The 11872-nt window shown below is 33.9% G+C and carries 11 protein-coding genes; 2 read left to right on the top strand and 9 right to left on the bottom strand.

The genetic code is table 11. The features are described 5' to 3' along the window. Positions 1-14: 14 nt before the first annotated feature. The 3 genes from ACNRYB_RS14985 to ACNRYB_RS14995 are packed head-to-tail and all read right to left on the bottom strand — an operon-like array spanning position 15 to position 3574. On the bottom strand, positions 15-2117 hold the full coding sequence (locus tag ACNRYB_RS14985) for a phage tail sheath family protein (protein ID WP_473727758.1): 2103 nt from the start codon (positions 2115-2117) through the stop codon (positions 15-17). Between the two features lie 21 nt (positions 2118-2138). Further along, positions 2139-2975 carry a hypothetical protein gene (locus tag ACNRYB_RS14990; RefSeq protein WP_129747602.1) on the bottom strand — a complete coding sequence of 279 codons (837 nt, stop codon included), beginning with the start codon at positions 2973-2975 and terminating at the stop codon, positions 2139-2141. After that, positions 2972-3574 (bottom strand): Pvc16 family protein, encoded by a 603-nt coding sequence (locus tag ACNRYB_RS14995; protein ID WP_129747604.1) that lies wholly within the window; start codon positions 3572-3574, stop codon positions 2972-2974. Before ACNRYB_RS14995 ends, ACNRYB_RS14990 begins: the two co-directional genes overlap by 4 nt. Positions 3575-4014: 440 nt before the next feature. Between ACNRYB_RS14995 and ACNRYB_RS15000 the strand changes: the two genes are divergently transcribed. Continuing rightward, on the top strand, positions 4015-4275 hold the full coding sequence (locus ACNRYB_RS15000) for an FUSC family protein (RefSeq protein ID WP_129747606.1): 261 nt from the start codon (positions 4015-4017) through the stop codon (positions 4273-4275). 355 nt (positions 4276-4630) lie between these two features. Here ACNRYB_RS15000 and arsB read toward each other — a convergent pair whose 3' ends face one another. The 6 genes from arsB to ACNRYB_RS15030 are packed head-to-tail and all read right to left on the bottom strand — an operon-like array spanning position 4631 to position 8269. After that, the gene (gene arsB / locus ACNRYB_RS15005) at positions 4631-5695 is read right to left on the bottom strand and encodes an ACR3 family arsenite efflux transporter (RefSeq protein ID WP_129747623.1); all 1065 of its coding nucleotides are present in this window, start codon (positions 5693-5695) and stop codon (positions 4631-4633) included. Positions 5696-5702: 7 nt separating this feature from the next. Then, a complete protein-coding gene (locus tag ACNRYB_RS15010) occupies positions 5703-6308 on the bottom strand; it encodes an arsenate-mycothiol transferase ArsC (protein WP_129747624.1) in 606 nt (201 codons plus the stop codon). Positions 6309-6310: 2 nt separating this feature from the next. Further along, positions 6311-6922 carry a class I SAM-dependent methyltransferase gene (locus ACNRYB_RS15015; RefSeq protein WP_473727759.1) on the bottom strand — a complete coding sequence of 204 codons (612 nt, stop codon included), beginning with the start codon at positions 6920-6922 and terminating at the stop codon, positions 6311-6313. An 11-nt stretch (positions 6923-6933) separates the two neighbouring features. After that, positions 6934-7407, bottom strand: a complete 474-nt coding sequence (locus ACNRYB_RS15020; RefSeq protein WP_343706310.1) for a DUF6428 family protein — start codon at positions 7405-7407, stop codon at positions 6934-6936. Between the two features lie 33 nt (positions 7408-7440). Further along, positions 7441-7926 (bottom strand): GNAT family N-acetyltransferase, encoded by a 486-nt coding sequence (locus tag ACNRYB_RS15025; protein ID WP_473727760.1) that lies wholly within the window; start codon positions 7924-7926, stop codon positions 7441-7443. A 10-nt stretch (positions 7927-7936) separates the two neighbouring features. Continuing rightward, positions 7937-8269, bottom strand: a complete 333-nt coding sequence (locus tag ACNRYB_RS15030; protein ID WP_129747628.1) for an ArsR/SmtB family transcription factor — start codon at positions 8267-8269, stop codon at positions 7937-7939. A 655-nt stretch (positions 8270-8924) separates the two neighbouring features. Here ACNRYB_RS15030 and ACNRYB_RS15035 point away from each other — a divergent pair. Next, positions 8925-11663 carry a substrate-binding domain-containing protein gene (locus tag ACNRYB_RS15035; protein ID WP_473727761.1) on the top strand — a complete coding sequence of 913 codons (2739 nt, stop codon included), beginning with the start codon at positions 8925-8927 and terminating at the stop codon, positions 11661-11663. Positions 11664-11872 lie beyond the last annotated feature (209 nt).

Here is an 11872-nt window from a genome sequence, read left to right on the forward strand (position 1 = left end):
TAATGATGTTTTAATTAAGATTCCTGCATTTTGTGTGAGAAACGAAGAATGATGAACTCAGCTGGACGGACTACTGCCATACCAATTTCGATAATCATTTTACCGTCTAAAATATCCATTGCAGACATGGTTTGACCCAGACCGATTCTTACGTAAAATGCTTGTTCTGGTTTTGCTCCAGCCAAAGCTCCAGCTCTCCATTGAAGAATTAAGAAATTCTCAATCATAGCTCTCACTCTTATCCAAGTATTGGCATCGTTAGGTTCAAAAACAAACTGTTCAGTTGCTTTTTTAATCGATTCTTCAGCCATATTAAAGAAGCGGCGAACGGGTACATAACGCCATTCACTATCGTTACCGGCTAAGGTTCTTGACCCCCAAACCAAGGTTCCCTTGCCGGTAAATGTTCTGATAGCATTTATAGATTTACCACCAACAGTATCAACATTTAAGTTGTCCTGAATGGTATTAGTTATTTTAACTGTTGGTTTTATAACATAGTTCAAACTTACATTTGCAGGAGCTTTCCAAACGCCTCTGTCTCTGTCAACTCTTGCATAAACCCCAGCAATAGCAGAGCTTGGCGGAAGAGTTATTGGTAAGTTGTAAATTTCAGTGAGGATTTTGTTGAAAGTCACATTATCGATAGTTTCTAAAGTGCTTAATTTTCTTCCGTTTAATGCTCCATTGTTTACATCTTTTCCACTCACAGATTTGATAGCATTTAAAAGGGTAAGCAGGTTTGCTTTAATGTCTGAAAAATTATTTGTAACTAAAGTAATATCGGTTTGAGTATTCAAATCGGTATAGTCTACCAGTTTTTTTAATTCCTTATCAAAACTTACAGCATCAGTTGATATAATTTTAAGCATTTTTGTTGGAGCGTTTTCGTCCTGTATTTTTTTCTTTAATGTTTTTAAGTTTTTATATACAGAGTCAATTTTATTTGGAGCGGTAAAATTTGCATTAAATGCGGTCAGAGCACTTGTAATGTTATTTGCAATAACTGCATCTTCATCAGATATTGTACTGATAGCTGCATTAGCTTCGTCGTTTAGCGAATTTCTTAAAAGAGATAACGTTTCTAAAGAAGTAAGCAAATCATTTAGCTTAGTCATGAAAGCAGTTTTTTTGGCAGGGTTGCTAATGAAAGTTCCTCCTAAATCAAAACCAGTTGCATCATTACTGTACATCTGTAAAAATAAATCGCTTATTTGTCCAGAAATATTAATAGGTGCAATGGCAGTAACATCGACCAATTTGGCTACAGTTGCATCAATTCCTGTCGTTACATTTTCAATTGATTCTAGTCCCACAGCAATTTGATCATATGCATTTGCCGTAAAGGAGTAATGTTTTAATATAATTTTACTGCTGTCAAATGCATAGTCCAAGATGGTTTCTAAGTGAGGATAGTAAGCAGCGCCATATTTAACAGTGTCTTTTTCGGCACTTATTACACCTCTTAAATCATCTATATTTGGATCTGTTGGGCTAGATTCATCATAACTTAAAGTATCTATTATGGTAAATCTATCCTGAAGATTTTGGCATTGCATTAATGCGCTATTATATAATCCGTAGAAATTAGCTTTATCTATTCCGCTTACTTGCGTTGCATCTGGAAAAAGAATTAAAGTTGGTTCGTCTACTTTTTCTAATTCTGTCAGTCCTTCAGCCAATTTAGCAATGCTATTGATTGATGTAACTGGAGTGTCTTCTTCATCTAAATCATTTCCATAACGCCCAACCGAAATAATGTAGCAAGGACCACCGCCATTTGCAAAGAACAGCTGCAATGAATAATACATCAAAAAAGGCTGTTTTGCAGTTGGCTGATCTACAACAATAGATCTTGTGTCTCCATTTTCAGTTGAAACATCATTAATGGTTACGCTAATTGTTGTCTCTGGTTTTGCAAAGCCAAAAAAACGCTCATATTCTAAAAGAGATGTTATTCTTGTCGGTTTTAATTTCAAATCTCCATTAATCTTATTCGTGGCTTTTTCAGTATAGCCAATAAAACACGGAATCGCTGTCTCTACCTGGGCAACAGAAGGAGGGAACTTTACGATTTCCTCAACATATACTCCAGGCGTTTTGTAAGTTGTTGCCATAATTGATTTGTTTTTTAATTATTAAATAAATATTTCTGAATAGTAATCACTATCGATTTTTGTTATTGATTTTACAGACGGATTTGGATATTGACTTTCTGCAGGTTGTGAAGGATCCAAATCGTTAACAGGGTCTATTTCCACAAAACCAGATCGCGTTAATGGTTTTGCGGTTTTGGTTTTAATTTCGGTTTTTAATTTACGGTTGATGTATCGCCAAAACGTTTTTCGGTTATCAAAATGAATTTTAAAGTTTGGGCTTAACATTTTATCCGAATTGTCTATGATATCTTCCGAGCTGTTGTCGCCTTTAGCGGTAAGCGAAATAATTCCAAAGACATTTTGCTGTTCTGAAGGCTGCAGTGTTGAAAGTAAGTCGGCAGTAGTTTTTTCAGACACTAAATAGGCATTTGAAATCAGTTTGTTGTCGTTTATTTTTGGAAGATATTTAAATGAAACGGGTTCAGTCAACGGTTTTACATTACTGAAAAGATATGCTTGAGTAAGAGCAAAATCAAGATTAGTATAATTTTCAAATTGATAATCATTAATATTAATTAAAAACTTTAGGTTCAAATCGGCAGGGACTTTAATAAAAGGGTCTGATTCATCTTTCACTTTCACATATACTCCGAAACCTGTTTTGGTTTTTTTAAATACCATTTTGTAGTTTTTAAGTACAATGTTGGTATCTAAAGTTGGCGTTACTGTTATAAATGCATCGGCACTAAATTGCTGTAGCATTTTCTCTTTTTTATCATCTGTCATGCTTGCAAAAGTCTCTTCTCCATTATTCAAAAAATAATTATGAAGAATCGTCACTTGAAACAGCAAACCATATGTAGAAGAATAACTCATGACTGTTCTTTCTTTTTCGTTATTCCTGTAAATTCACCAATAAGCTGTCCTTCTGCTTGCGCAATGTTGCGTTCAATTTGGATCATGCTGACTTTGTATAAAGCCGACGGAAGCTGTTTTCCGCCAAGTGTTCCCCAGATATAATTTAATTCTTCAAAAGTGGGAGTGTAGAGTTCAACCGTAAATCTAAAATTGTCTACATTGCTCATGGCGCTGCTGTTTCTATTAAAAATAGTATTGGCTTGGGTAAAAAGTTTTTTCCCTTGGAAAAACTCAATAATTTTTGAAATGTCCTTGAGCGAATTCACATATTTGTCTCTGTTGGCGCTAAAAAGTATAAAGAGATTTAAATTGACGACACTATTTTTATAAATTGTTTTGGTATTTTCAATTGTATGATTTGGGAAGTTTTTTAAAGTTGCTTCTTCATCTAAATTGATTATCGTTAGAGCCACGGCATTTTTTAACGCGTCAGTAATATCATCATTGTGTGATTCTAAAAAAGCAATATTTTCGGGAACAACAGATTTCTCTAACCCAATTTCTTCGAGATAGCTGTTTACTTGTTCTGTAATTATTTGTATTACTTCAAAAATCATCTTTTGATAAAATTTATTATAAGTATTAAATGAAATTTATTTTAAGAGATAAGATTTATAGGGCAAAGAATGTAGTAGAAAATACGCTTCTAACCGGGGCTTTTAAGATTCGACTAAATTAGATAAATGCATATGTACCAAAAAAGGGGAAAATCCCCCTTTTTTATAGAGTTAATATACTGGTTTTAAGTTTGTTGTGCTTTTGTTTTAATTGTTGATTACAAGGAAAACTTAAACAGAGATAATGTTGAAAATCTTTAATTGGTTAAAGATGTAATTCTAGAAGCGAGCTATTATAACGAATTTATAAGAGATCTTTACGAATATCGAATAAGTAGTAGCTAATTTATATCTGCTTAAATTTCCTTTATCTTTTTTTGAAAATTTGTAGCGTATTGAGTTTATGTAATAAATCTAACAGTAATAATAAAATTTCAGCTATGAAACCTGAGTGCTTTACAGAATTAAGTGACCAAGAACTTTTGCAAAAAGTAAAAACAATAAAGAACAATAAAATAGTTGACGCTTTAATTATTGGATTTACAATTGGAATTGCCATTTACAGCGTTGTCCAAAAAGGTTTCGTTTTTTTTACTTTCTTTCCCTTAATAATTGCATATATAATAATTAGAAATTCGAAGAATAATGAAATGTTGTGCAGAGAAATGCAAAAGGAATTAGAACTTAGAAACTCAAAATAAGGGAAGGTAAAAGGACTTTCGAGAACTGCAATAGAAGATTTTAGAATCTACTCGTCTTAATGGCTGAAAAGAGAGAATTTTTGTATGTGGATACCAGAATTGATTCGAGGCTCATTTTTACCGAAATAATATTATAACTTTCGCTTAAAAAAAAGTTATTCGGAAATTTATATTGCATGTATTTGTTTTAGGTTTCCTTTTTAGAGGTAAATCAGCAAAAAAATAATCCTTTAAACCAAGTTCTAAGCAGTGGCAGTAGTGTTCTAAAAAGTTGCAGACCATCCTGATTTGTATAAGCTTTAAATTATCTATATTTCGATAAAGAGAAAAAATAACGGAAAAATTATTTTAAAGCTCAGTTTGAATAATATTTTTTTCTAAACCAAAATGCAAGGTTAACCAATGCAATAAGAGCCGGCACTTCCACTAAAGGACCTATTACACCTGCAAAAGCCTGCCCACTGTTTATACCAAATACGCCAATTGCCACCGCAATAGCTAGCTCGAAATTATTCCCTGTTGCAGTAAATGCAATAGAGGTCGCTTTTGAATAGTCAGCCCCAAAATATTTCCCAGTGAAAAAGCTGATGACAAACATCAAAGTAAAATAAATCATAAGAGGTATTGCAATATGTACAATGTCCATCGGAATCTGAACAATTAGTTCCCCTTTCAGGCTGAACATTACGATTATTGTAAAAAGCAGTGAAATAAGGGTAATTGGCGAAATAAACGGCACATATTTAGTTTCAAACCATTCAGAACCTTTTAAAGCTATAAAACTATAACGGCTTATGATTCCAAGAGCGAAAGGAATACCTAAATAGATACCCACACTCTCGGCAATCTGCGCAATGCTGATGTTTATCTCGAAACCATCATATCCAAAATAGGGAGGGAGGATGGTTATAAAGATGTATGCATATACGCTGTAAAGCAGCACCTGAAAAATACTGTTAAGAGCAATAAGTCCTGCAGCATATTCGCGGTTTCCGTCTGCCAGATCGTTCCATACGACAACCATAGCTATACAGCGCGCCAGACCAATTAGGATTACCCCGATCATATACTCGGGATATCCGTTTAGAAAGAGGAGAGCCAATAAAAACATCAAGACAGGACCTATAATCCAGTTCAAGAACAACGAGGCGCCTAAGACTTTAGTGTTTTTAAAAACTTGTCCCATATGCTCATACTTTACTTTTGCCAGCGGCGGATACATCATCAGGATAAGTCCTATAGCCAATGGAACGTTTGTTGTTCCGCTGGAAAAAGAATTGATGAGGTCTGCGCTTGAAGGAATAAAGTGTCCTGTTGCAACGCCTATTGCCATAGCAAGGAAAATCCAAAGGGTTAAGAAGCGGTCTAGGAAGCTTAATTTTTTACGTCCTATGGCTGGCGCACAATTAGTTGCTGACATTTTATTTTTAAATTTGTGAGAATACGTAAAACATTTCAGTTCCTATCTGCAGGCTGCGCTCCAGATAAGTTTCATTCTGCTGAGGAGTTCCGTCAGAAATTTTTGGATCCTCAAAAGTGATCGGGATTCTTTTTTCGGCACCTGCTATAAAAGGGCATCCGCCATCTGCTTGCGAACAGGTCATTATTGCGGCAAATCCACTTTCTGGATTGAAATCATCATCATAGGTTTTAGAAAAACCGATAATGGGAAGTTCATTGGCTGAATATTTTATTGAATAAACAGGATTTGCCCCTTCTGAAAGCGTTTTGATCTTAAATCCTGAATCGCCTAAAGTTTGGGCTACCATCGGAAAAAGAGCAGTGGCCTCGGTTCCCCCAGAATAGCATGTGACATTTTTTATATCATAATAGGCAGCGGCAGTCTGTGCCCAAATCTGCGACAAATGGCTTCTTCTAGAATTATGGGTACAAATAAAGTTAAGTCGTACTTCCTGTTGCTTAATTGTTCTGGCTTGAATAAATTCAATAAGGGGCAACAATATTTGTTTTCTGTCTTCAGACAAGAATTCAAATGGCAAAGATTCAATTGTTTTTGTTAAATCTGCATACATTGTTATTTCTTTTTAAAATGGCAAAAAATAAAATTTTGTACTGTTTCGAAAGGAGTTTGATGATTTTCGGTGAAGCATTCCATTTTGAGAAAAGTATTAGAAAAAATCTTATCTAGTTTTGATTCAGAATATTGTGTTATTTCGAGCCCACTGCATTTCAAGGGGCCAGATTCTGAAAAAGTTCCCAGAAAAAGATTGGCATTTGCATTTGTATATTTTTCGGCAATTGCCTTGTATTTTTCTATTTCTTCCTTGGAAGTTAAGAAATGAAATGAAGCTCGGTCGTGCCAAAAATCAAATGATTCATCAGCAATAAACTCTAAAATGTCCGAAACAATAAATGTTACATGCTGAGATTTCTCTTTCAGACGATTTTTGATTCGATTGATGGCATTTTCAGAAATATCCAAAAGATAAAGATTGGTATATCCTAAATCAATCAATTTATCAATCAGATAGCTGTCGCCTCCTCCAATATCGATAATTTTTGCATTTTTTGGCAAATTAGCTTTTAGAATAGCTTTTACAGACGTTTCAGGATTTACTTGATACCAGCTTACTTCATTTTCTTTTTTAGTGGAAAAAACGTTTTCCCAATGTTCTTTTCTACTCATAAGTGTTTGAATTAGCAACAGCCTCCGCCTGGAGTGCAAGAATTGGCATTATCAGCATGTAATTGTGATAATTTGACTTTTGGTTTATCAGAAGGAATACCGCATTGTTCCTGAGCAAGACAGGCCGTCTTTTTGTTGAGTAAAGTGAAGTTTTTGCCATTAAAATCTAAATCGTATTTACCGATTGTAGTATTTTGGTATTCTACCTCAATTTCATGATCTTCAATTCCTAATACTTTTTCTGAAAGTTCAATTATATGAATCAGTTTCTGAGGTTTAAGCCTATGCTCATAATCATTGGCATCCCAAAGCTGGAAGTTTACAACAGTTTCTTTTCTTACTGTTCCACCGCAGTCAATGAAGTTTTTGGTAATCAAGCCTACTTCCGTTACATGAAAATATTCTGGTACAAATGTGCCATCTGGCAACTCAAAATTCACAGCCTCAACTGTTTTAAGCAGTTCTTTAATTTCTGAAAGTTTCATGATGTTTTTATATTTAGTTAAACTATATTTTTATTAAATAATAATAGAGCTTCTTCTTTCAAGAAGTGCAGTATCTCTCCAGATGCCATTTTGTTTTCCAATTTTTTCCCTTATTCCCAGTATGCTGAAGCCTGCTTTTTCATGGATGCGAAGACTTGCAGTATTCTCCGGAAAAATCCCTGCCTGAAGTGTCCATATTCCTTCTTTTTCGCTCTGTCGGACAAGTTCATTTAAAAGGGCAAGTCCGATTCCTTTTCCTGAATGTGCAAGATCGACATATACGCTTACTTCTGCAACTCCTGCATAAACGCAGCGTGAAGAAATAGGGGTAAGGGCAGCCCATCCGATTATTTTACGATCTTCTTCCATTACAATTCGGCAAGACTTAAGATGTGACTGATCCCAATCTTCCCATGATGGTGCGTTGGTTTGAAAAGTGGCATTGCCAGTATCCATTCCTTGTTGATATATTTTTTTTACTTGATCCCAGTCTTCGGTTAAAAGATTTCTTATTTCCATATCTCTTAAATTAGCAGCATTCGTTTCTTTTTTTGGCAAGATGATTTGATATATGCTCAAAGAATCCTTTTATCTTTTCGAGTCCAGGTTCGTTGATGCAATAGCAAATTGAATTTCCTTCGATACTTCCTTTTATTAAACCTGCATTTTTTAATTCTTTAAGATGCTGCGAAACTGTAGGTTGCGAGAGTGGAAGTTCGTTTACAATATCTCCGCAGATGCAGGCATCTACTTTTAATAAATATTCTATAATAGCAATACGCGCAGGATGACCCAACGCTTTGGCCAAAATAGCCAGCTCGTTCTGGCTTTCTGTGAAGTGATCTGTTTTTGTTGCTCCCATTGGTTTATATTTATATTGCAATATTACGATATTAAATTTAATAGACAATGATTTTATGTTATTATTTTTAGGTGGCTAATTAATTTGAGAAGAATTTTATTGTAAGGTCTGTTAAAATATGATTAGGAGCACGTTTTTGATCTTAGTGTTTACTGTGTGAAACAAAGGTTTGAATCCTGAGTAATTAACTTAACGGGGTCTGTAAACCGCCTAGTATTATTTGTGGGTTGAAATTGGTTAAATAATTGAAGCAATCAAAAAAAAGCTGAAACTTTCGTTTTAACGTATTTCAAGAGTGACAGGGACAGGACAAATTTCAATATCTTTTTTGAATGATTTGAAGAGATTGGCTAACTATATATAGTGTCTGTCTTTCATCTGGTTTTATAAATTTGGTTTAGATGTCTCGTCGGGGATTCATGGGAAAATTTATTTGATTCTAAATTGATTAAATGAATATTAGTATTTTTATTATATTACACCGGATATATCGTTTGCTCATTTGTGTACATGAAATAAAAGTTTAATTTTACTTTTTAAACCATACAGCTTTTCTCCTTGTCTTTTAAAAAATAATCCTTCCTAATTATTTAGACAAACGCGATTTAAGAATGCATTTTAAGTGCTTATTTTTTATTTACAAAACCCAAAATTCATGTATCAATTTGTAAAATATATTTTGATGCTCTTTTTAGCATCTTTAAGTTTAATCTCCTGTAAACAAAAACAGGGTGACAAAATTAGAGTTGGTTTCTCACAGGCGATGACGACCGATGATTGGCGCAAGCAAATGAATAGTTCAATAAAAATTGAAGCTTCCTTGCATCCTGAAGTAGATTTAACAATCAAAGACGCCAATAATAACGTTGCGAAACAAATCGAAGATATCGAGCGTTTTATTTCGAATAAAGTGGATGTTATTATTGTATCGCCAATCCAGTCCAAACCTTTAACGGCAGTTGTAGAAAAATCGATAAAAGCGGGAATTCCTGTTCTTGTTGTCGATCGAAAAATTGAAGGGGAAAGTTATACGGCTTATCTGGGAGCCGATAATATTGAAATTGGCCGAATCGCTGGTCGTTACATTATCTCGCACAGTAAAGGTTACGGTAATATTATAGAAATCACAGGTGCCAGCGGATCATCTCCAGCTTATGAAAGAACACTTGGTTTCAATCAGATTATCAACGAGAATAAGCGTTTTAAGATTGTAAACACCATTCAGGGCGACTGGGAAAAAGAATCGGTTAAGGCGCCTTTGAAGGCAATTCTGCTGCAAAATCCAAATATTGAATATATTTTCGCTCATAATGACAGAATGGCTTTGAGTGCCTGGGAAACTGCCAAAACCCTCGGGCTTGAAAAGAAAATCAAGTTTATTGGCGTGGATGCCCTGAACTCCGTAAATGGAGGAATTGAATTGGTGAAAAGTGGCGTTCTTGATGGAACGATTTTATATCCAACCGGAGGAAATGAAGCGCTGAAGCTGGCACTAAAAATGTACAACAAGGAGTCAATTTCGAGAAACAACATTCTGAATACGATTGTTATTGATAAGAACAATGCTGAAATTATCGAAAACCAAATGGATAAAGTCGATCAGCAACAGTTGGTTATCGAATCGCAGCAAGGAGCAATCAAAGTACAGGAAAGAGAATATGCTTCGCAGAATAATTTGGTAAGATTGCTTAGCTTTTTTCTTGTAATTATTTTGAGCTTAACGATTTACAGTATTTATTCTACAATTTCGATTTCAAAAAAGAAAAAACAACTGGAAAGAATCAATCAAACGGTAATTGACCAGAATAATGAAATTCAGGAAATGGCTCAGATCGCAGCTAAAAGCAATGAAGCAAAACTGAATTTTTTCACCGGACTTTCGCATGAATTTAAAACGCCTATTACTCTAATAATGAGTTATGTGGAATCGTTAATCGAAAATGAGAAAATTAAAGGTACCGCATTGATAGATGAAGTAAAACTGATTCACAAGAACTCAAACAGATTGCTTCGATTGATCAATCAATTACTGGATTTTAGGAAAATTGAAGAGCAAAAGTTTACGCTGAGAGCTTCCAATACAAAGATTTACGATTTCACAAATGAAGTCATGGCAAACTTTAAAGGCGAAGCGGCCCGAAGAAATATTGATTTTCAATTGGTTTGTAAAAACAAAAATCTGGAGCTGTTTATTGATCGCGGTTTAATGGATAAAGTGTATTTCAATTTATTGTCAAATGCCTTTAAATTTACCCCAGACAATGGTAAAATTAGTATTTCAATTGTCGAAAATCAGGATAATACAGTCAAGATACATTTTAAAGATTCCGGAATTGGAATTCCTGATGATGAACTTTCAAATGTTTTTGATCCCTTTTTCAGGGCTTCAAATAACAATAAGAATAGTTCAGGAATTGGGCTTCATCTCTCAAAAGAGTTTGTGCTTTTGCATCAGGGAACGATTGAATTGAAATCAAAACAAGGCAGTGAATTTGTGATTACCTTATTAAAAGGAAGCAGTCATTTGCAACCAGCACAAATTACTCACAAAGTGGAAAACCTAACCAGTATTCCAAGTTTAATAACCGATAATTTAAACATAGAAGCCGATTTAAAAAAATCAAACCCAATTTCTGATGCTGAAAAACATTCGCTATTAATTATAGAAGACAATGTAGATCTGGTTAACTTTTTGAAAGCCAAACTGTCAAATGAATATGTAGTTTATAATTCGGACGGAAGCGATGCGATTGAAAAGGCTTTAGAAATTATTCCAGACATTATTATCTGTGATATTAATTTAGTAGATAAAGATGGTTACGAAATTAGCAAAGAACTAAAGAAAGATCTTCGTTCTTCACATATTCCTATTATAATTCTAACGGCTCAAAGCAATAAAGAATCGGTTTTAAAAGGTTTGCAGAGTGGAGTAGATCAATATTTAACAAAACCTTTTAGTCTTTCAATTCTAAAACAATCGCTATCGAGTTTGCTTTTCAACAGAGAAAAACTACGTTATTATTACACCAATAATATTTACAGAGTTGAACCTGAATCTAAGTTTGGAAATCAGGAACAATCATTTATTACCAAAATGAATGACATTATTAAAAAGAATGTCGAAAATCCAAAGTTTTCAGTTGAAGATTTGGCGGACAAATTGGGCGTTTCGAGAGTTCAGCTGTATCGAAAGGTGAAAGCAATTATTGGAATTAATATTAGCGATCATATTAATAATGTCAAATTAGAGAAAGCCGCAGAACTTTTGAAGTCAAATGAGATGAATATTTCTGAAATTGCATACTCATTAGGTTTCTCTTCTCCAAACTATTTTTCTACAGCCTTTAAGAATAAATTTGGAATTTCTCCTAAAGAATATAAAACGTCAAGCTAATTTGTCTTTAAAATTGTTTCATTTAAAGTATCAATTTTGAAGGTTATGTAACATAATTGAAACTACATGGTTTTCGTAAAAGTTTTTTAATTTGCGTAAAACCTTGTAAATAAAGGTTTTGGGTTTAAAATGCTAAACTATCAATATTTATAGAAATAAATTGTAACATCATTAAAAATAAGTTGTTTTTTTTGCAGATATCTTAGCAA

This window comes from Flavobacterium sp. CR10, from assembly GCF_055814415.1.